We start from the raw sequence: 21,717 nt of genomic DNA on the forward strand, positions 1-21,717 counted from the left end.
TTCCCCAATGTAAAATAAGAACAGCTCGATGTGCACCCGGCTGGCGCCATGTGGCCGCCTGCGGGAGGAGTGGTGTATGAAAGGCCCGGAACGCCATGTTGATTGATAAGATTCTTTCCCGCTTCAGGATCAAGACCAAGGTTCTGATCTTCGTTCTGCCTTTCGTCGTCACCATTTCGGCGGTGGGCCTGACCGGCCTCTACGCTTCGGGACTTCTGCAGGGCCGCATGGAAATATCCAACAGCGTGCTGCAGTCGCTGAGCGGCTTCAAGGATCTCTATGGTTCGATGGATGATTTCCTGCGCGTCACCAGCCCTGAAGCGCGCGACAAACTGAGCGCGGATCTGAAGATCCAGCAAGGCGTGCTCGACCAGACGCTGAGCCAGGTCGGTGACGAAGCCGCTGGCCGTGACAGCCTTGCGGAGGCATCGCGCCGCACCAAGGAAATTTCGGGCGTCGTCGACAAGCTCTGGGCCCTGCACGAGCAGGAACAGGCATTGCATGAGCAGATCGACGCGGCCCAGAAAAGCGTGATCAGCACCCGTTTCACCGTGTCCTACCAGGCCGAGCAGTTGCAGAGCACCGTCCAGAGCGACGAGAGCGCCGCCACCAGCACCCTTCGCACGGCCGACCGCCTGCTGAAGGGCGGCGATTTCCTCGGCACCGTCGCCAGCGGCTTCAGCAAGCCGCAGACACCGCAGGACAAGATCGCCTTCATCAACGAACAGATGCCGGAGATCATCAAATCGCAGCGTCTGATCGCCATCTCGGTTCCGAGCAATCAGAAGAATGTCATCGAGGCGCTGGCTGCGACCATCGACGGCATCAAGGCGATCGTCCAGACGCCCAATCCGACCGACGAGACCGCCACCGAACTCGGCCGCCTTGTTTCGCGCTTCCGCCAGACCTCGACCTATACGCAGCTGACCGCAACGCAGAAGATGCGTGACGCGACCCAGGAATTCGCGGCGCTCGACGGCCGGATCGCCCAGGCCAACTCGGTCCTGCAGGATACGAGGCGCCTCGAAAATTCCGTCTATTCGCTGCAGATCGTTCTTTCCGACTTTCTCGCCGACTCCAGCAAGGAAAATCTCGTGCGTCTGCAGCAGCAGGCCGGCACGCTCGGCAAGGACATGCAGGTGCTGGTCACCAGCGCCAAGGGCATGGGCTTTGCCGAAGGTATATCCGGCGCGATCCAGCCGGCGCTCGACGTCATCTCCGGCGGCGGCTCGAAGATCGTCGACACGATCGGCGAGCGCGTCACGGCCTATGCCGCCGCCCGCCAGGAGCTCGACCAGATCTGGAAAAAGCTGACCGATTTCGCCGAACTGCAGAAGCAGACGGCCGGCACCGAGCGCACTCAGGCAAACAGCATTTCCGTCATGACCACCGGTCTCGGCATCCTGCTGTCGATCCTCGGCGGTATTGCCCTGGTGCTGACGCTGCAGCGCCCGATCAGCCATATCACCGCCGCCATGCGCCGCATCGCCGAAGGGGCGCTGGACACCAGCATCTCCGGCGAGCAGCGCCACGATGAAATCGGCGACATGGCCCGCGCGCTCGGCATCTTCAAGGAAAACGCCATCTCGAAGATCCGCATCGAGGAGCAGAGCGACGAGGAACGCGCCGCTGCCGAACATGAGCGCCTGCGTAACGACGCCGAAAAGCGCGAGATGGATCGTCAGATCGAATTCGCGGTCAACGCGCTCGCCGCCGGCCTCGAACGCATGTCGCAGGGCGATATCTCGACGACGATCGAAACGCCTTTCATCGGCCGCCTCGAACAGCTGCGCCAGGATTTCAACGGTTCGATGATGCGCCTGCAGGCGACGATGAGCCAGATCCGCGACAATGTCGAATTGATCCAGGGCAACGGCAACCAGATGGCCCAGTCGGCCGAGGATCTCTCCAAGCGCACCGAACAGCAGGCTGCCTCGCTCGAAGAGACCGCGGCTGCCGTCGATCAGATCACCGTCACGGTCCGCTCGTCGGCCGAACGGGCCAAGGATGCCGACCAGATCGTCCGCCAGGCCAAGCGCAGCGCCGACGATTCCGCCGTCGTCGTCAGCAATGCGATCGACGCGATGAGCCGCATCGAAGGTGCCTCGCGCCAGATCGAGCAGATCATCGGCGTCATCGACGAGATCGCCTTCCAGACCAACCTCCTGGCGCTCAACGCCGGCATCGAGGCGGCGCGCGCCGGTGAGGCCGGTAAAGGCTTCGCGGTGGTCGCGATGGAAGTCCGCGAACTGGCCCAGCGCTCCGCAGCCGCGGCGCAGGAGATCAAGGGGTTGATCAACAAGTCGACCAACGAGGTCAATTCCGGCTCGCAATTCGTGCAGGAGACTGGCACGGTGCTCGCCAAGATCAGCGCCCAGATCGTCACGATCAGCCAGCATGTCGAGATGATCGCTCGCGCCAGCCACGACCAGTCCAACGCGCTGCAGAGCGTCAACGCGACGGTCAACCAGATGGACCAGATGACGCAGCAGAACGCCGCCATGGTGGAGGAGACGACTGCCGCCAGCCGCGAACTAGCCGACGAGGCCGGTTCGCTGCGCCGGCTCATTCAGCAGTTCAAGATCGACGGCGACGCCACCGGTGCGCCGGTCTATCGCGCCGCCTGATCATCGACCGACCGCCTTCGTGCGAACGGCCCCGGAGTTTTCCGGGGCCGTTTTCTTTATTTCGCAGAAATCGCGCTCCGGTCGGATTGCGAGCGGCGGCGCGGCCATCACGCATAGATGGTCCGTCCGAAACGAGACCGATGAATACCTCCGACAGCCCTGATTTACGGAGAATCTTCCTTAACGCTTTTAGTCTAATTTAACCTTGGTCTATCTCCCGGGGGTCTCGATGCTGCGCCTTTTCTCTACGTCGATCGTACGCCAGATCGTTGCGATCACGCTGTTTCTGCTGGCGATCAGCACGGCCGCCATCGTTGGCGTGACCTATTACAATTTGAGCCATCAGGTCATGGACGGGGCCGTCTCCGATGCGAAGGACGCCGCCCGTGCGATGGCTGTCCTCTACGGCGCGGCTGATCAGGCTGCAAAGATCGAACTGAAGGACAATCAGCTCTCCGCCGTCACCGAAGACGCCATCCCGGCCCTTGCCGATCATTCGCTGGTCGACCGCACGGCGCAATCGATCGCCGGTGTCGCGACCATCTTCCAAAAACAGGGCAGCGACTACGTCCGCATATCCACCAACGTCAAGAAGGAAAACGGCGACCGCGCCGTCGGCACCAAGCTGATAGCCGAGCACCCGGCCCAGCCAGTTCTCGCCAGGGGTGAGGCTTATTACGGTCCGGCGGAGCTTTTCGGCCGCAAGTTCATGACCGGTTATTTCCCCATCAAGAATGCCTCGAACGCCAATGTCGGCATTCTCTTCATCGGCATTCCGATGGAGGTCTATTACCAGCGCATGTATGAGCTGCAGATGCTGGTTCTCGGTGTCGGCGCCATCGTCATGCTCATCGTCGGCGTTCTCGCCTTTTATGCGATCCGCCTGTCGGTGAAGCCTTTGCAGGCGCTGACAGCGAGCGTGCACTCGATTTCCGCGGGCGATCTCGAAGGGGCGATCCCCTGTGTCGAAAAGAAGAACGAGTTCGGCGACATCGGCCGGGCCTTGGCGCTTTTCAGCGACAGTGCCCGCGCAAGGCGCGACCTGGAAACCCAGGCTGCCGAACAGCGCGAATTGAGCGATGCCGAACGGGCCAGGAACGATGCCGACAAGCGCTCGCTCGACGGCCAGATCGACTTTGCCGTCAACCAGCTTGCCGCCGGCCTCGGGCGCCTGTCGCAGGGCGATGTCTCACAGACGATCGGCACGCCCTTCGTCGGCCGGCTGGAGCAGCTGCGCGTCGATTTCAACGCTTCCCTCTTGCGGCTCCAGGATACGCTGTCCGGTATCCGTGACAGCGCCGCGACGATCCAGCGCAACAGCGGCGCCGTCTCCGCCTCTGCCGGCGAGCTTTCGAAACGCACCGAGGCGCAGGCGGCGAACCTCGAGGAGACTGCGGCCGCGGTGGAAGAGATCACCGTGACCGTTCGTTCATCCGCCGAGCGTGCCCGTGAAGCCAACAATGTCGTGGCTGCGACCAAGAAGACGGCCGACAATTCCGGCGCCGTCGTCGGCGATGCCGTCGCCGCCATGGATCGCATCGAGCAGGCTTCGCAGCGCATCGAGCAGATCATCGAGGTGATCGACGACATCGCCTTCCAGACCAATCTTCTGGCGCTGAATGCCGGCATCGAGGCGGCGCGCGCCGGCGAGGCGGGCAAGGGTTTTGCCGTCGTCGCTCAGGAGGTCCGCGAACTCGCCCAACGCTCGGCCGATGCGGCTCGCGAGATCAAGTCGCTCATCGAGACGTCGAGCCGCGAAGTGACGGCAGGCTCCGAACTGGTCCAGAAGACCGGCAGCGTCCTTGCCTCGATCAGCCAGGAGATCATCGCGATCAGCGGCCATGTCGAGACCATCGCCACCGCCAGCCGCGACCAGTCGGCCGCGCTGCAGGAAGTCAACGGTTCGGTCAACGCCATGGACCAGATGACCCAGAAGAACGCGGCGATGGTTGCCGAGACGACGCAGGCAAGCCGCCTGCTTGCCGGCGAAGCCGATACGCTGATGGCGCTGATCGAGCGCTTCCGCATCGTCGCAGAATCGGCACCGGCTCATCTCGGAGCAAGAAGAGTCGCCTGACCCGCGCAGCCGCTGCCACCGCGGGATTGCGCCGCGGTCTTGCGGCGCCTTCTGAGGTCGAGGTCGAGCGACGTCAGCCAGGCGGCGAAGCCAATGAGGCTATTGTTTCCGAACTCGGCATAGAATCTGTCCTCTTCCGCCTTGCAACGGCTTCGCTTGGGATAGTGCCGATAGCCGATGGTGCCTGCGATGGTGAGCATGTCGATCATGACGATGTCCTTTCCTGTATAAGACATCACCTGATTTAGGCGTCGAATTTCTCTTTATAAACGGGAAAAATCCCGCTATGTTTTTCATTGATGAAAAATGCGAGTTGGGATTCCTATCAGCTTTTCCTGCAGGTGGCCCGGCTTGGCGGGCTGACGGGGGCAAGCACCGCAAGCGGGCTCAGTCCTGCGACTGTCGGCCGACGCATGCTCGATCTCGAGCAGGAAATCGGCCGCGCATTGTTTTCGCGCAGCCAGACCGGATACCGTCTGACCCAGGATGGCCAGGCCCTGCTCGATCACCTTCAGGAGATGGAGGCCGCCGCCCGCAAGGTGGCGGCATGGCGGCAATCCGGCGAGGGCGGCACGACCGTCAGGGTCGCTGCCGGCACCTGGCTCGCCTGGCTGCTGACCGAGAATTTCGCCGCAATCCGCATGCCGGGCGATGCCTTCGCCATTTCGCTCACCATTGGCGAGGCGCGGGCAAGCCTTGCCTATCGCGAGAGCGATATCGGTATTCGCGCCTTCGAGCCTGAGGAGGCCAATCTTGCCGCACGTCTGCTCGGAGAGGTGGCCTATGCCGTCTATATCAGGCGCAACGCCGCCGAGACCGACGAGCGCTGGATTGCCGTTGCTGAGGAAGAGGCGATATCGGCCTATCTGCGCTGGCCGCACGCCCATGCCGCAACAGGGATCGTCGCCACCGTCAATCGGCCGCGTTCGCTGCCGGATCTGGTGCGCGCCGGCGCCGGCAAGACCGTGCTTCCCTGTTTCGTCGGCGATCTCCATCCCGAATTGCAGCGGCAGGGTGGCGAGTTGCCGGAATTGCGCCACCGGCAATGGATCGTCATGAATGCCGAGGACCGCCACCGCCCGGAGATCCGGATGGTCGCCGACCGCATGACCAAGCTCATCAAAAGTTATGCCGATCTCTTCGCCGGAAAACGACCGAGCCGCGGCTGATGCGCCGCGGCTGGCTTTGGTCAATGCCGGTTAGTGACGACGACCGGAATCAGCAGGTCGCCCCAGTGGCCGTCGCCGCCGTGATGACGGGCCGAGCGCACCAGTTCGACCGAGACGCCGGCCTCGACGGCTTTCATGACCGATTGGTTCAGCCGATGCAGGTCGTTGGCGAGCATGCGGATCGTCGTCTGCTGATCCTCGCTCATGCTGCTTGCCTGCTCTTCGGCCCGTTCTCTGACCCGTGTGATGGATGCCATGATCTTCTCCTCCTCTTCGATTTATTCGGCAGCCGGTTTGAACTGCGCATGTTCGGTCGAGCCGTGCATCGCCGTGGTCGACGACCGGCCGCCGGTGATGGCGAGCGACACGGCGTCGAAATAGCCGGTGCCGACCTCGCGCTGATGTTTGGTGGCGGTATAGCCATTGACCTCGGCGGCGAATTCCGCCTGCTGCAGCTCGGAATAGGCCGACATCTGCCGCTGCCGGTAGCCGCGCGCCAGTTCGTACATGCCGTAGTTCAGCTGGTGGAAGCCGGCGAGCGTGATGAACTGGAATTTGTAGCCCATCGCTCCGAGTTCGCGCTGGAACCGTGCGATCGTCGCCTCGTCGAGATTCTTCTTCCAGTTGAAGGAAGGTGAGCAATTATAGGCGAGCAGCTTGCCGGGATGGACCTTGTGCACGCCTTCGGCAAAGCGGCGCGCCTGATCGAGGTCCGGCTTCGAGGTCTCGCACCAGATGAGATCGCAATGCGGCGCATAGGCGACGGCGCGCGCGATACAGGGCTCGATGCCGTTTCGCACCTGATAGAAACCTTCGACCGTACGGCCGGCATCATAGTCGACGAAGGGTTGGTCGCGTTCGTCGATGTCCGACGTCAAGAGCTTTGCCGCTTCCGCGTCGGTGCGGGCGATGACGAGCGTCGCAACGCCCATGACGTCGGCGGCAAGCCGCGCGGCATCGAGATTGCGGATATGGGCGGCCGTCGGGATCAGCACTTTGCCGCCGAGATGGCCGCATTTCTTCTCCGAAGCGAGTTGGTCCTCGAAGTGAACGCCCGCGGCACCCGCCTCGATATAGGCCTTCATGATTTCGAAGGCGTTGAGCGGTCCGCCGAAACCTGCTTCGGCATCGGCAACGATTGGCGCGAACCAGGTCTCGACGGAAAGTCCCTGGGCTTCCGCGGTCTCGATCTGGTCGGCGCGCTGCAGCGTGCGGTTGATGCGTTTGGCCAGTTCCGGACCGGCATTGGCCGGATAGAGAGACTGGTCGGGATACATCGCCGATGCCGTATTGGCGTCGGCCGCCACCTGCCAGCCGGAGAGATAGATCGCCTTCAACCCGGCGCGCACCATCTGCATGGCCTGGTTGCCGGAAAGTGCGCCGAGCGCATTGACGAAATCGTCCTGATGCAGAAGCCGCCACAACCGGTCCGCGCCCATTTCGGCCAGCGTGTGGCTGAGCGCCACCGAGCCCCTGAGCCGCTGTACGTCATCGGCCGAGTAGGGTCTTTCGATGCCGTCGAAACGATCAACCGAAGCGTTTGGGACAAGCTTGTAAAAATCCGTCATGCTGCTCTCCTGGCTAAACTCCGCCACTGGGTGGCTGCGTGACAAGATTGACAATATGAGCCGATATGACCAGAAAAACCTTTGATTTCTTGCTCGGAAAGAGGTTAAGATGACGAGGATTGACAGAGCGGCGCTGTGAATTTGTAAAATTTTGTAAATATGGCGCTCCTTGCCTGTCAAAGGGTGTGACATGGCGGAACGAAAAATATTCGCAGGCCCGAAAGTCAGGCGCATCCGCAATGCGCTGGCGCTGACCCAGACCGCCATGGCCGAGGCGCTGGAAATATCGCCGTCCTACCTGAACCTGATCGAGCGCAACCAGCGGCCGCTGACGGTGCAGCTGCTTCTCAAGCTTGCAAGCGTCTACAGGGTCGATCTTGAGGAGTTGCGCGGACAGACCGGCGGCAGTCTCGGTCAACTCAAGGAGGTCTTTGCAGATCCGCTGCTATCGGGCGAGCTGCCGGGTGACCAGGAACTGGTGGAGGTGGCCGAGGCCGCACCCAATGCCGCAAGCGGCATGATCAAGCTCTACCGCGCCTATCGCGAGCAGGCGGCGAGGCTCTCCGATCTGACGGCGCTGATGGTCGCCGAAGGGCATGCGCCGGTCGCCGCCGGCCGCTTGCCGCTGGACGAGGTGCGCGAGATGCTGGAGCGCCGGTCCGGCTATTTCGCGCGGATCGAGACGGCGGCGGAAGCCTTTGCCGCAACGCTTCCCGGCGGCCTCGATCTTGCCGCCGGACTGAAAGATTGGCTGCGCTCCGAGCGCGGCATCGCGGTGCGTGTCTTGCCCGTCCATGTCATGCCGGATCTGCGCCGCCGTTTCGATCGCCATTCGATGCGGCTTTTCATCTCGGAGCGCCTGTCGCAGGCCGACCGGGCGCATGAGATATCAGTCGAGGCCGCGACTCTGGCCCTGCTGCCGGCAATCGATGCCGAGCTCGACGATCTCTCGCTCTCCTCCGCCGAGGCGCGCCGCATCGCCCGCTTCGAGCTTGCCCGCATCGCCGCGCTGGCGCTTGCAATGCCCTACGAGGCCTTTCTCTCGGCAGCGAAGGCGACGCGTTACGATATCGATATTCTGCGTGCACGCTTCGGTGTCTCCTTCGGCCAGGCGGCTGCACGTCTTGCGATGCTGCAGCGCCCCGGAGCGGCCGCCATTCCCTTCTTCCTGATCGAGATCGATGCCGCGGGCCACCGGCTGCGCAGGGCAGGCGCCCAGGGTTTTCCGCAGGCCCGTTTCGGCGGCAGCTGTCCGAAGCTCAATCTCCATGCCGCCTTCCTGCAGCCGGGCCAGATCCTCGCCGAAACGGTCGTCATGCCTGACGGGGCATCCTTCCTGACGGTCGCCCGCACCCTGGAGGGACCGAGCGTCGAATTCGGCGAAAGGATCAGGCGCACGGCGATCCTGATCGGCTGCGACGCTGCCCTTGGCGAGGGCGTGGTCTATGGGCAGGCGATGGCGCTCGAGCCGGTCGCGGTCGGTCCGGCCTGTCGCCTTTGCGAGCGGCGCGGCTGCCTTTCCCGGGCCGAGCCGCCGGTGACGAGACCGCTTGGGCTCGACGAGATGGTGGCAGGCCTCAGCGCCTTCGATTTCCAGTGATTGTGAAATCATTGAGGGCGCAGGATTTTGCGCTTGTGGGCTGTGAAATTCCTTCCTAGTCTGCATGGAAAACCAGAGGGAAAAGATGTCCGGGGGTGCGGAATCTTTGAACAAACAGGAGAAGTCATGAGGTCAACCATCCTATGCGTGACGGCCGCCGCCGTTACCGCACTCCTTGCTGCCGCGCCGGCCCTTGCGCAGGAGCGCGTGGTCAACGTCTACAACTGGTCGGATTATATCGACAGTTCCATCCTCGAGGATTTCACCAAGGAAACCGGCATCAAGGTCGTCTACGACACTTTTGATTCCAACGAGACGCTGGAAACCAAGCTCTTGGCTGGTGGTTCGGGGTACGACGTGGTCGTCCCCACGGTATCCTTCATGAAGCGCCAGATCGCCGCCGGCGTCTACCAGAAGCTCGACAAGTCGAAGCTGCCGAACCTGGTCAACATGTGGGACGTCATCATGAAGGGCGTGGCGTCCTTCGACCCCGGTAACGAATACAGCGTCGACTACATGTGGGGCACGACGGGCATCGGCTACAATGTCGACAAGGTCAAGGCTGCCCTCGGAACCGACGAAAAGCCCAATTGGAACGCGCTGTTCGACCCGGCGAAAGCAGCAAAGCTCAAGGATTGCGGCATCTACATGCTGGATTCCCCCACCGACGTGGTGCCCTCGGTGCTCGCCTATCTCGGGCTCAATCCGAACAGTACCGACGCTGCCGACCTCAAGAAGGCGCAGGCGGTCCTCACGGCCGTTCGTCCCTTCGTCCGCAAGTTCCATTCGTCCGAATATATCAGCGCGCTGGCGAACGGCGATATCTGCATCGCGCTCGGTTATTCCGGCGATATGTTCCAGGCCCGTGACCGTGCTAAGGAAGCCAATGCCGGCGTGAAGGTCGATTATTCGGTCCCGTCGCAGGGCGCCCAGATCTTCTTTGACGTTTTCGGCATTCCGAAGGATGCGCCGCATGTCGCCGAAGCCCATGAATTCATCAACTACATGATGAAGCCCGAAGTCGTCGCCAAGGCATCCAACGTCGTCTTCTATGCCAACGGCAACAAGGCGTCGCAGCAGTTCCTCGACAAGGAAGTCCTCGACGACACGGCGATCTACCCAACGCCCGAAGTCATGGCGAAACTCTTCACCGTTCCGCCGCTCGATCCGAAGGCGCAGCGGCTCGTGACGCGGCTATGGACCACCGTGGTCACCGGCCAATGATCTGATCGTGGCCCGGACGGAAACGTCCGGGCCTTTTTTTGACGATTCCAGTCGGGTGAAGCCGGGAACAAAAGCCGAGAACAAAAGAAAATAATGTATTTTCGGGGAACAATATGAAGTCTTTAGGCAATATTCGCCGCTCTTTCGCACCTTGGACCGATCCGTCCGCCAAGCCCTTCATATCGATCAAGAATGTCACCAAGCGTTTTGGCGATTTCACCGCCGTCGACAACCTGTCGCTCGACATCTATCACCGTGAGTTCTTCGCGCTGCTCGGCGCTTCGGGCTGCGGCAAGTCGACGCTTCTGCGCATGCTCGCCGGCTTCGAGCAGCCGACCTCGGGCGAAATCGTGCTCGACGGCACCGACATGGCCGGCACGCCGCCCTATAGGCGCCCCGTCAACATGATGTTCCAGTCCTATGCGCTTTTCCCGCACATGACGGTCGAGAAGAACATTGCCTTCGGCCTGAGACAGGACGGCATGGCGAAAGACGAGATGACCGACCGCGTCTTGCAGATGTTGAAGCTCGTCAAGCTGGAGCAATTTGCATCCCGCAAGCCGAACCAGCTTTCCGGCGGCCAGCGCCAGCGCGTCGCGCTGGCCCGCTCGCTCGCCAAGCGCCCCAAGGTGCTGCTGCTCGACGAACCGCTCGGCGCGCTCGACAAGAAGCTGCGTGAGGAAACCCAGTTCGAGCTGATGGACCTGCAGCAGAATCTCGGCCTCACCTTCGTCGTCGTCACCCACGATCAGGAAGAGGCGATGACCATGGCCGACCGTATCGCCGTCATGAGCCACGGCAAGGTCGTGCAGGTGGCGACGCCGGCCGAGATCTACGAGGCGCCGAATTGCCGTTTCGTCGCGGATTTCATCGGCGACGTGAACATCTTCGACGGCAAGGTCGCCTCATCGGGCAACGGCACCGTCGAGATATCAGTCGACAGCGGCTTCAGCGTGCGTGTCGCCGCCGCCGAGACTCCCTCGGCAGGCAGCGCCGTCGGCTTTGCCATCCGGCCGGAAAAGATGCGGGTCGGGCGCACGCCTCCCGCCAACGCGTCGGTCAACGCTGCGAGGGGCGAACTCTGGGACATCGCCTATCTCGGCGACATGACCGTCTTCCATGTGAAATTGCAGAGCGGCAACGTCGTCAAGGCATCCTCCCTCAACGCGCAGCGCTCCGTCGACGACCCCTTCACCTACGATCAGGAAGTCTGGGTCTCCTTCGACGAGAATGCCGGCGTCCTGCTGAAGGATTGACATCATGGGCAAGTTCACTTCCGGCCTCTACAATCGCCTCGTCATCGTCATCCCTTACGCCTGGCTACTGCTTTTCTTCCTGGCGCCTTTCTTCATCGTCTTCCGCATTTCGCTGTCGACGACGGCGATCGCCATGCCGCCCTATGAGCCTGTCTTCTCCTTCGCCGACGGCTGGGCCGGACTCTTAAGCAAGATCGGCGAATTCTCCTTCGACAATTACACCTACCTCACCGACGACCCGCTCTATTTCAACGCCTATGTGTCGAGCGTGGTGATCGCCGGGATCTCCACCTTCCTGACGCTGCTGATCGCCTATCCGATCGCCTACGGCATGGCGCAGGCGCCACGTGGCCTGCGGCCGACGCTGGTGATGCTCGTCATCCTGCCCTTCTGGACGAGCTTCCTGATCCGCGTCTACGCCTGGATCGCCATCCTCAAGCCGGAGGGCCTGTTCAACCAGCTGCTGCTGTCGCTGCACCTGATCGATACACCGCTGATCATCCTGAACACCAATACCGCCGTCTATATCGGCATCGTCTATTCCTATCTGCCCTTCATGGTGCTGCCGCTTTATTCGGCGCTCGAGAAGATGGACGGCACGTTGATCGAGGCTGCGCAGGATCTCGGCTGCCCGCCGATCACAGCCTTCTGGCGCATCACCTTCCCGCTGTCTATCCCCGGCGTGGTGGCCGGGTGCATGCTGGTCTTCATCCCGGCCGTCGGTGAATTCGTCATTCCCGATCTGCTCGGCGGGTCGCAGACGCTGATGATCGGCAAGACACTGTGGAACGAGTTCAATTCCAATCGCGACTGGCCGGTCTCCTCGGCGGTGGCGACCATCCTGTTGCTGATCCTGGTCATCCCGATCGTCTTCTTCCAGAATGTCCAGGCCAAGGCCGAAGAGCGGGGGAAATAAACCATGCTGAAATGGACCCGTTTCAACATCGTCTCCGTCACGCTCGGCTTCGCTTTCCTCTATCTGCCGATCGTGCTTCTCGTCATTTTCTCCTTCAACGAATCCAAACTCGTGACCGTCTGGGGCGGCTTCTCGACGAAATGGTATGTCTCGTTGATGAGCAATCAGGCCTTGCTCGACGCTGCGTGGGTGACGCTGCGCGTCGGACTGCTGTCGGCAACGTTTGCAACCATCCTCGGCACGATGGCGGCGCTGACATTGGTGCGCTACACGCGCTTTCGCGGACGCATGCTGTTTTCGGGCATGGTCTATGCGCCCCTCGTCATGCCGGAGGTCATCACCGGCCTGTCATTGCTGCTGCTCTTCGTCGCGATCGGTCTCGACCGCGGCTTCTGGACGATCACGCTCGCGCATACGACGTTGACCATGTGCTTCGTCGCCGTCGTCGTCCAGTCGCGCCTGCTGAGTTTCGATCATTCGATCGAGGAAGCGGCTCAGGATCTCGGCGCGCCGCCGGTGCGGACTTTCTTCGAGATCACCCTGCCGATCATCGCGCCCGCCGTCGCCTCCGGCTGGATCCTGGCCTTCACCCTGTCGCTCGACGATCTGGTGATTGCAAGCTTCACGTCGGGGCCTGGCGCCACCACGCTGCCGATGAGGATCTACAGCCAGGTCCGCCTCGGCGTAACGCCCGAGATCAATGCGGTGTGCACGATCCTGATCGGCATCGTCGCCCTCGGCGTCATCTGCGCCTCGATCATCACCAAGCGCCGCGAAACGCAGCGACAGAGGGACGAGCGCGCCGCTGCGGCCGGTGCGTGAGGTCTAAAGCGCGTGCTCCTCGCGCTCTATGTCTCTATTTTGCGCATGTCGTTATCGCGAAACCGCTGCACAGTTTTGCGCGACATGCTTCACTGCGCGTGGGGTGTATTGCCGAATAGCGGAACCGGCGAGATCACCGGGTTCGGCCATGAGCCGCCGATGAAGAACGGCAGAAGCGGCAGCTCCGCCGCCTTGGCCGGATCGGTTGCATCCAGTGATCCGGAAAGTGCCAGCCCGTTCGAATGATAGGTGATGATGCCGGAAAGCGTCAGTGTCTGTGTGGGTCCGGCGATATGGGCGTCATGGATCTCGGCGGAGCCGTTGGCGAAATCGGCCTGTAGGTTCAACTGGCTGAAGGCGAAGGCGCCGCCTGCTGCCGCGCTCAGCGGAAAGAACGGCTTTTCGGCTGCCTGCGTCCGAAGTGCCGTGGCATCGATGCCGGGAATCGTGCCTTCCCCGGTCCAGAAGTGCAGCTTGCCGGTGACGTCGGCAAGGCCGGTCGTCCAGATCGCCTTGGGCGACTGCAGGTCGAGATCGATCGATCCTGTCGCAAGCGGCAGCGGACCTTTCAACTGCAGGCGTTCTGCAAGGGCCGCGAAGTCGGCATCGCGGATCGACAGCCGCAGCTTGCCGCCGCCGTCGAAGTCGCGCTGCGTCGCTTCCAGATGCGCGGTCATTTCACCGCCTTCGAACTGGCTGTCGCCAATATCGAATTTCGCTTCGCCGCCGGCAACGATCACGCTGGCGCCAACGTCGGAAAGCTCGAAGAGACCCATCTGCGCGCGCCGCGCCGAAAGCCTGACGTCGATATCGAGCAGCCGCAATGGTCCGCTGATGCCGGCGGAAATTTCCTCCGCCTCGCCGGCCGCGAGGCGGAGCGCGAAGGCGTCGAGGAAGGGCTTGAGGTTCATCTGGTCGAAGGCGAGCGTGCCGCCGATTTTCGGTCGTTTGCCGGGTTGGGCGAAAAGGTCCATTACCCCGGTGGCGCTCGCTTCGTTCAACGAGAGGCTGAGATTGTTGAAACGCAGCCCATTACCCGACGACATGATGTCGGATTCCAGCGAGGCGCTCTTCAACGTTGCGATGCCGGGGATCGATTTGCCCGACCATGTCAGAAGTGCCGGCACATCGGGAATGGTGGCTGTGACATTGCCGGAAAGGGCCGAAAGGTTGGCGATGCTGGCAATGCCTTGGAAGTGCGCCGTCAACAGGTTTGATGTGAGCGACGTCCGTGTCTCGGCATTCCTGCCGGCAAAGGCGAGCAGCGGCTGGCGCGAGGCGAAATCGACTTTCAGGTCCTGGCCGTTGATGCGGGCGATGACGACCGACGAGATTGCGCCGGATAGTCTCGGCCAGGCGATATCTGCGGTGACGCTGTCGAAATGATAGGTCTTGGCGGACTTGATGTCGGTGACTACAAGCGTGCCGTCCTCGACGGTCACCGCGCCGATCTCGGCATCGAGATCGGGATCGAGCACCTCGGCTCCGTTTTCGGAGCGTACGCCGCTGATCGCGCGTGCGAGCAGGCCGGCATAACTCCAGTCGATCAGCCCTTTTTCGTCGCGCGTCAGCGCCAGGTTGGGGCGCACCAGGTGGAATTCGTGGAAGCTCGTCCGGCCTCTCAACGCATCGATGAGGCTGAAATCAGCCGACAGACTTTCGATGCTGCCGAGCAGCTTGTCGCCGCTTTCGCGCGGTTGGCGGATGGTGATCTGGTTCAGCGTGATGCGCGGCGTCGGCCAGAATTCGAGAACCGGACTGCCCTTGATCTCGGCATGGTAGCCCGTCCATTTCGACAGCGCGTCCTCGATGCCGGAGCGCACGAAGCCGGTCGAGATGAGATAGGGGGCGGCAACCCTGAGCGCCACGAAAAGCGCGAGCGCGATCAGCAGGAATACCGTCGAGAGGCGGGCGAAGGCGGGAAGCCAGCGCGAAACGGGTCCGATCTTCCTGCGCCACCTGCGATGTCTTGACGTGCTCATGATCTCCGCCGGCAAATTCAGCCGGTCATCCCGTTATGCGCTGATTTCGCCGGATATAGGAAATATCAGGCATATGCAAATCCCGACAGCGCCGCGTCTCTTTTCAGACGCGCAAAGGACGCTGTAGCACTTTCAATTAAATAGTTGGAGCATGATGTCGTCCGAAAACCGCTCACACTTTTCGACATCATACTCCAAGCGTCGGATCGCGTCGGTTCCACGCTTTATAATGCAATGCAGCATGATATAAGGACGGCATTGGGGAGGAGGATTGAATGCAGGATAACAGACCACTTTGGGTGCCCTCGGAGGATGCCATTGCAAAAAGCCCGATCCATGCCTTCATGGAGCGCTGCAATGCCGACTTCGGGCTCTCTCTTTCGGGCTTTGAGGATCTGCATGCATGGTCGGTGGCCGAGCGGGAGAACTTCTGGTCGGCCGTCTGGGATTTTTGCGGCGTACAGGGGGAGCGTGGCGCAGAGGTGCTTGCCAATGGCGACCGCATGCTGGAAGCCCGCTTCTTTCCCGATGCGACGCTGAACTTCGCCGAAAACCTGCTGTCTGGCCGCGGTGACGGCGATGCGATCATCTTCCGCGGCGAGGACAAGGCCGAGGACCGCTGGTCGTGGGACCGGCTGCGCGCGCTGGTCTCGAAGCTGCAGCAGGCCTTTGTAGCACGCGGCATCGGCAAGGGCGACCGCGTCGCCGCGATGATGCCAAACATGCCGGAGACCGTCGCCGCCATGCTCGCCGCCGCCTCGATCGGCGCCATCTGGTCGTCGTGTTCGCCTGATTTCGGCGAGCAGGGTGTGCTCGACCGCTTCGGCCAGATTGAGCCAAGGCTGTTCATCGCCTGCGATGCCTATTGGTATTCCGGCAAGCTGCAGGATGTCGGCGCCAAGGTCGCCACGGTCGCAAAGAGTTTGGGTGTCCCCACGGTCATCGTCCATTACGCCGGCGATGCCGAGGCCGTGGCGCGCCAGACGCCGGGGGCTTTAACGCTTGAGGCCCTTGTCGCGCCCTACGAGGCAAGGGAGGTCGAGTTCACACGGCTTGCCTTCGCGCATCCGCTCTACATCCTCTTTTCGTCAGGCACGACAGGCGTACCAAAATGCATCGTGCATTCGGCCGGCGGCACGCTGCTGCAGCACCTCAAGGAGCAGCGGCTGCATTGCGGCCTGCAGGCGGGCGAGAAGCTGTTCTATTTCACCACTTGCGGCTGGATGATGTGGAACTGGCTGGTCAGCGGTCTTGCCAGCGGGGCGACGCTCTGCCTGTTCGACGGCTCGCCCTTCGCCCCCGATGGCAACGTGCTGTTCGACTATGCCGAGGCCGAAAAATTCGCCATCTTCGGCACCTCGGCGAAATATATCGATGCGGTGCGCAAGGGCGGGCTGACGCCGCGCGTCAGCCACGATCTCTCCGGCCTGCGGCTGATGACCTCCACCGGCTCGCCGCTGTCGCCGGAAGGGTTCACCTTCGTCTATGAGGGCATCAAGAAGGATGTGCAGCTCGCTTCGATCTCGGGCGGCACCGATATCGTCTCCTGCTTCGTGCTCGGCAATCCGCTGCAGCCGGTCTGGCGCGGCGAGATCCAGGGGGCCGGCCTCGGCCTTGCGGTCGACGTCTGGAACGATGACGGCAAACCGGTGCGCGGGGAGAAGGGCGAGCTCGTCTGCACCAAGGCCTTCCCCTCGATGCCGGTGATGTTCTGGAACGACCCTGATGGCGCCAAATATCGCGCCGCCTATTTCGACCGGTTCGACAATGTCTGGTGCCACGGCGATTTCGCCGAATGGACGGAGCATGGCGGCCTGGTCATCCACGGCCGTTCGGATGCGACGCTCAATCCTGGCGGTGTTCGTATCGGCACGGCCGAGATCTACAATCAGGTGGAGCAGATGGCGGAGGTGGCCGAGGCGCTGTGCATCGGCCAGGACTGGGACGACGACGTACGCGTCATTCTTTTTGTCCGCCTTGCCCCTGATGTGACGCTGACCGAGGATCTCGTCAAGGCGATCAAGACCCGCATCCGCACCGGCGCCTCGCCGCGGCATGTGCCGGCGAAGATCATCGCGGTTGCCGATATCCCCCGCACCAAGTCCGGCAAGATTGTCGAGCTTGCGGTACGCGAGGTCGTTCACGGCCGGCCGGTGAAGAACCAGGAAGCGCTTGCCAATCCAGAGGCGCTGGGGCTCTTCGCCGGGCTAAGCGAACTGAGGGATTGACGGCGATCGTAGATTACAAGCTTTCACCCTTTATCAATCTCCTGTCATGGAAACCTTTCGTTAAGAAAGGTTTGTCAAAGGTGAAGCTAACTTGGGGGCCGCGCATGAACGATGCGGCCTGGGGCCTTCCGGCCTCCGAAACATGACGTTGATCGACTGAGCTCTTGTTGAACAGCACCAAATTCAAAGGCGGCCTCTTGGCTGCCTTTTCTTTATCAACCGGCCAGCACGCGCTGCGACGGGAAGGTGATCTCGACGAGCGTGCCCTCGTTCGGCGCCGAATTGATCGTGAAGGTCGCCCGGTTGGCATCCACCATCGCCTTGGTCAGCGGCAGGCCGAGCCCGGTGCCGTCGCCGCGATGACGCGATTGGGTCGAGGAGACCTGCCGGAACGGCTTCATCGCCTGGTCGAGTTCGCTGCGCGTCATGCCGATGCCGGTATCGCGGACCCTGAGGACAACGCTGCCATTCGCCTCATAGGACGTCGAAACGACGATCTGCCCGCCTGAGGGGGTGAAGCGGATGGCGTTCGACAGGATGTTCAGCGCGATCTGCTTGATCGAGCGCAGATCCGCTACGACCTCGGGTACTGCCTGCGACAGCGCCGTGCGGATGATGACGCGCTGGCCGTTCGCCTGCGGCTGTACCAGAGCCACGGCTTCGGAAACCGCCTCGTTGAGGCCGACGGCGGCAAAATCGAGATCCATCTCGCCCGCCTCGATCTTCGAGATGTCGAGCAGGTCGTTGACGATATCGAGGACGTGCCGGCCGGAGCGGCCGATGTCGTTGGCATATTCGATATAACGGGGATGGCCGATCGGCCCGAAGCGCTCGCCGGCCATCATGTCGGAAAAGCCGATGATGGCGTTGAGCGGCGTGCGGATCTCATGGCTGACGCGGGCGAGGAAATCGGTCTTGTGGGCGTTGGCGGTTTCGGCCGCGCCTTTGGCGTTGCGCAGCTCGTCCTCGGTGCGCTTCCACTGGGTGATATCGCGGATGACGGCGCAATAGCCGTTGGAGGAGGTGAGCTGGCCCATCGTCATGAACAGCGGCACGAAGCCACCGGCGGCCTCGCGGCCGATCACTTCGCGTCCGTCGTTCAACACGCTTGCTACGCCATGGCCGGAGAGGCCGTTCAGATAGTCGATGACTGCCTTCTGGCTCTCATGGGCAAACAGCATGACGAAGGGTTTGCCGCGCGTCTCCTGTTCGTCGTAATTGAAAAGCGCGCTGGCCGACCGGTTCATCGAGCGGATGTCGCCCTCGGTGCCAATGACGACGACGCCGTCGGTCGCCGTTTCCAGGATCGAGCGCAATTCCTCCACTTCGACCTGGAGTTTAGCGACCTTCTCGACCATCCGCTCGGGGCGGTCTTCGGACCGACCGTCGAAACGGTTTGCGTCGCCGCGGCCATCTTCCTTGCCTTCCACCGGCATCAGCGCCAGCATCAGGGCGTTGGCGTCTTCCCAGCGCACCGATTGCAGCCGCGCGGTCACCGGCGCCAGCGTATCATCGGCCTTGACGAGCATCATGGTGCCGGAGCCCGCGGCCTTCTCCTCGAGTTCGCGGCGCTGCAGCAGACCTTCGATGCCGCCTACCTCGCGCAATGCGTCGAGCGAACCGTAGCCCGTCAGCCGCATGAATTCCGGATTGGCGTGGATCAGCGCATCGCCGATATGGATGAGCACGGCAACAGGCAGTTGGTCGACCGTGCCCACCGAAAGCCCGTCCGTCATCTTGATGCGCGGCGGGATGAAGCTTGTGAGAACCTCGATCTGGCTGGCCGTCTCCTCCAGCCCTTCCGTCGCCTCGTCCTCGACTATGACAGCCGGCTCTTCGGTGGCGCCGTCGTCTTCGCGCTCCGCCTCAACGGCATTCTCGAAGATCGCCTCCTGCGGCGCGATCTCCTCGAGCGACGGTATGTCCGCCTGGTCGGCGGTGGGTGTTTCGGCCCCGAACGCTTCGGGTCCGGAGGCCTCGTTGAAGGCGGCCGTTTCCGTGGCGTTGGGTTCCATCGGCGCCGGGGCGGCGGGCTCGTCCTTGTTGGCGCCGAAGGCTTCGAGGCGCTTGGCGATCTCGCGGAAATTGGCCTGTTCGGCGGCCGTCAGTCCGGCACCGGTGTTGTGGAGCTGAACGATCTTGTCGGAGAAACGGCGATTAGGCGTTTCCGAAATCCGAAGCGCCGGCGGCTCTTGCGGAAGTTCCGCTACCGGCTCGGCGGCGGAAATGTCGCCGGCATCGGCGCTGCCTTCCGCTTTTTCGGCAGCACTTTCTTGGGCAGGTATCTCGGCCGCCTGCTCGGTGGCAATCTCTTCCGGCGCTGGCTCCGCCTGTGGTTCGCTTGCCGTAAGCGCCTGATCCTCGACCTCCTGCGTCGGGGAGGGATCGATCAGGGGCTCTTCAAGCACTGTCTCCGCTTCGTGCGCCACCTCGGCAATGGTCTCGGCGGGCGGGCCGAGGCTCGCTGCATCATGGCCGATACCATCAGGGCCGAGTGTCAGGCCAAGCGCCAGCGGATCTTCCTGCGCGTCGGAAAGCCGGACGACGCCGAAGCCGCGGAAGCCATCGAAGTCGCGGTTGCGGGTATAGGTCGGCAGCGCCGCCAGATCGACCGGAACAACGAGGCTGGTGCCTTCGACCGGCCAGAGGATCGTCTTGCCCGACCATGTGTCACGGCGGGCGAGCGCCTCGGAAAGCTTGCCGTCAGGATCGAGATTGAAGAGGGCGGCGACATCGCCGAAGGCAGAGCCGATGATGTCGGACGCATGCGGACCGACGGCCGCGGCAAATTCGTGGCTGACTTCGTTGAATCGGCCTTCGGCGTCGATCTTCCAAACGAAGCGCGTGGCGCGGCTATTTGGCCTGAAAACGAAGCCCGGCTCAGCCTCAAGCTGAGGGGCAGGGGGCACGTCGGGGACCACAGGCGTTGCGATAGCGGTCTCTTCGTGGACTGCTTCCGGCGCGTCTTCAATAGGCGTTTCGCTGGCTTCAACAGGCGGTTCCGCCGTCTCCGCAATGGAAGTCACATCGTCCTCAATGACCGCGGCGGGCTCATCCGCGCTGCTATCGGTCACGCCGTCGTCGCTCTTCGGCTCCGCGTCCTCGGCAGGATCCATCCCGTCAATCGCCTCGTCTGCGGATGCCACAGCTATCTCAGCCGGCTGCTCGTTTTCGCCGGTGATCTCCTCGAGCGTCTCCTCGACCTCTTCGATCCCCGAGACCGCGTCGATGATTTCGGTGAAGCCTGTAGCGGCGACGGGTTCGTCCTGAAGCACCTCCATCGGCGGCGCGCTTTCTTCCTGTGCGGGCGCATCGACTGGATCGAGCGCGGGCGCATCGACCGGGGCGAGCGCGGGCGCATCGACCGGGTCAAGATGACCGACCGCGGTCTCGACAGCAAAGAGCAGATTGAGCGCCGGATCGTCGCTGAGCTTGCCGACCGCGGCCGGGAGATTGCCTCTGCCGGTGGCGACAGGTCGCTTCACCAGCCGGTCGGGATGCGCGCCGGCAAGGTTGATCAAGGTCTTTGCCGTCTGCTCGGAGATCCCGAGCGAGGCAAAGCCCGGCGAAGCGGCGATGACCTCGCCATTGGCGCCGATCACCGCCATATGCGTGTCGGGATCATCGAGCCCCTGCAGCATCTGGGCCGCCGATGCGCCGGCCGCGAGTGGTTTTGCCGAGACCGGCACTGAAAACAGGATGGCCTGTTCGCCCTGAGAAAGCCGGATCAGTTCAGCGGCCGCCTGCACCTGCGCACGCTGAAAGCCCTTGGCAACGCGGATCATCAGGCTGCGGCTGTCGCCGATATCGGTCAGCTGGCGCGCGGCGGTTTCCAGCTGGCGGAAGGTGATGTCGGCGCGGTCGACCCCCTGATCGAGCAGATCATAGACCGCCGAATGGCCGAAAAGCTCGGCACCCGCACCGTTCGCCCAGAGCAGACGGGCGAGATCGGCCGAAAACAGCACCATGGCCTCGCCGCGTGAAAAGCGTTCCCGTACCCGTGCATGCACGGCGATATCGATGAACGGATATTGGACTGCGGGCATGTTCGAACCTTGTCGCTGTCGGCCTTCTTAAATTAACGGCTTATTAATAACTGCGGGGCGCATGCCGGTCCAGAAGAGGAGGGGGTTTTCGGCCGGAAAGGTTAACGTCTTGTGCATCGCACAATAATTGTTGCAATGCACAATAGAATGTCTTATATAAGCATCATCCAACAAACGCAGGCAGCGGCTGCCTCAACCCAAA

At 62.4% G+C, this 21,717-nt stretch carries 14 protein-coding genes; 9 read left to right on the forward strand and 5 right to left on the reverse strand.

The window, feature by feature from the left end:
* The first annotated feature begins 95 nt into the window (after positions 1-95).
* Together ACM5SV_RS23670 and ACM5SV_RS23675 are read left to right on the forward strand one after the other, a co-directional pair.
* On the forward strand, positions 96-2,627 hold the full coding sequence (locus ACM5SV_RS23670) for a methyl-accepting chemotaxis protein (protein ID WP_113546493.1): 2,532 nt from the start codon (positions 96-98) through the stop codon (positions 2,625-2,627).
* Positions 2,628-2,856: 229 nt separating this feature from the next.
* On the forward strand, positions 2,857-4,704 hold the full coding sequence (locus ACM5SV_RS23675; protein WP_128406378.1) for a methyl-accepting chemotaxis protein: 1,848 nt from the start codon (positions 2,857-2,859) through the stop codon (positions 4,702-4,704).
* Here ACM5SV_RS23675 and ACM5SV_RS23680 read toward each other — a convergent pair.
* Complete coding sequence (locus ACM5SV_RS23680) at positions 4,677-4,913, reverse strand: hypothetical protein (protein ID WP_222016293.1); 237 nt, start codon at positions 4,911-4,913, stop codon at positions 4,677-4,679. The two genes, ACM5SV_RS23675 and ACM5SV_RS23680, sit on opposite strands and share 28 nt — an antisense overlap.
* A gap of 90 nt (positions 4,914-5,003) precedes the next feature.
* Between ACM5SV_RS23680 and ACM5SV_RS23685 the strand changes: the two genes are divergently transcribed.
* Positions 5,004-5,873 (forward strand): LysR family transcriptional regulator, encoded by an 870-nt coding sequence (locus tag ACM5SV_RS23685; protein WP_012756105.1) that lies wholly within the window; start codon positions 5,004-5,006, stop codon positions 5,871-5,873.
* 20 nt (positions 5,874-5,893) lie between these two features.
* Here ACM5SV_RS23685 and ACM5SV_RS23690 read toward each other — a convergent pair whose 3' ends face one another.
* Complete coding sequence (locus ACM5SV_RS23690; RefSeq protein WP_003545603.1) at positions 5,894-6,130, reverse strand: hypothetical protein; 237 nt, start codon at positions 6,128-6,130, stop codon at positions 5,894-5,896.
* A gap of 21 nt (positions 6,131-6,151) precedes the next feature.
* Positions 6,152-7,441: an isocitrate lyase gene (aceA, locus tag ACM5SV_RS23695; RefSeq protein WP_113546490.1), complete on the reverse strand. Its 1,290-nt coding sequence runs from the start codon at positions 7,439-7,441 to the stop codon at positions 6,152-6,154.
* A gap of 190 nt (positions 7,442-7,631) precedes the next feature.
* Between aceA and ACM5SV_RS23700 the strand changes: the two genes are divergently transcribed.
* From ACM5SV_RS23700 to ACM5SV_RS23720, 5 genes are all read left to right on the forward strand, one after another.
* Positions 7,632-9,041, forward strand: coding sequence for a helix-turn-helix domain-containing protein (locus ACM5SV_RS23700; RefSeq protein ID WP_113546489.1), 1,410 nt, complete (start codon positions 7,632-7,634; stop codon positions 9,039-9,041).
* Between the two features lie 126 nt (positions 9,042-9,167).
* Positions 9,168-10,265 (forward strand): polyamine ABC transporter substrate-binding protein, encoded by a 1,098-nt coding sequence (locus ACM5SV_RS23705; RefSeq protein WP_419425426.1) that lies wholly within the window; start codon positions 9,168-9,170, stop codon positions 10,263-10,265.
* Positions 10,266-10,378: 113 nt separating this feature from the next.
* Positions 10,379-11,521, forward strand: a complete 1,143-nt coding sequence (locus ACM5SV_RS23710) for an ABC transporter ATP-binding protein (RefSeq protein ID WP_012756109.1) — start codon at positions 10,379-10,381, stop codon at positions 11,519-11,521.
* A 4-nt stretch (positions 11,522-11,525) separates the two neighbouring features.
* Entirely contained in the window at positions 11,526-12,437 is a 912-nt protein-coding gene (locus ACM5SV_RS23715; RefSeq protein ID WP_012756110.1) for an ABC transporter permease subunit, read from the forward strand.
* 3 nt (positions 12,438-12,440) lie between these two features.
* Positions 12,441-13,259, forward strand: coding sequence for an ABC transporter permease (locus ACM5SV_RS23720; RefSeq protein ID WP_012756111.1), 819 nt, complete (start codon positions 12,441-12,443; stop codon positions 13,257-13,259).
* An 89-nt stretch (positions 13,260-13,348) separates the two neighbouring features.
* On the opposite strand, the gene ACM5SV_RS23725 is transcribed toward ACM5SV_RS23720, so the two are convergent.
* Positions 13,349-15,241, reverse strand: coding sequence for an AsmA family protein (locus tag ACM5SV_RS23725; RefSeq protein WP_222016291.1), 1,893 nt, complete (start codon positions 15,239-15,241; stop codon positions 13,349-13,351).
* A 275-nt stretch (positions 15,242-15,516) separates the two neighbouring features.
* Between ACM5SV_RS23725 and ACM5SV_RS23730 the strand changes: the two genes are divergently transcribed.
* Positions 15,517-17,469 (forward strand): acetoacetate--CoA ligase, encoded by a 1,953-nt coding sequence (locus ACM5SV_RS23730; RefSeq protein WP_222016289.1) that lies wholly within the window; start codon positions 15,517-15,519, stop codon positions 17,467-17,469.
* A gap of 215 nt (positions 17,470-17,684) precedes the next feature.
* Here the strand turns inward: ACM5SV_RS23730 and ACM5SV_RS23735 are convergent, their stop codons facing one another.
* Positions 17,685-21,515: an ATP-binding protein gene (locus tag ACM5SV_RS23735; protein WP_222016287.1), complete on the reverse strand. Its 3,831-nt coding sequence runs from the start codon at positions 21,513-21,515 to the stop codon at positions 17,685-17,687.
* Between the last annotated feature and the right edge of the window lie 202 nt (positions 21,516-21,717).

It is taken from the genome of Rhizobium sp. CRRU65, from assembly GCF_048551595.1.
In the GTDB taxonomy this organism is placed as follows: domain Bacteria; phylum Pseudomonadota; class Alphaproteobacteria; order Rhizobiales; family Rhizobiaceae; genus Rhizobium; species Rhizobium leguminosarum_J.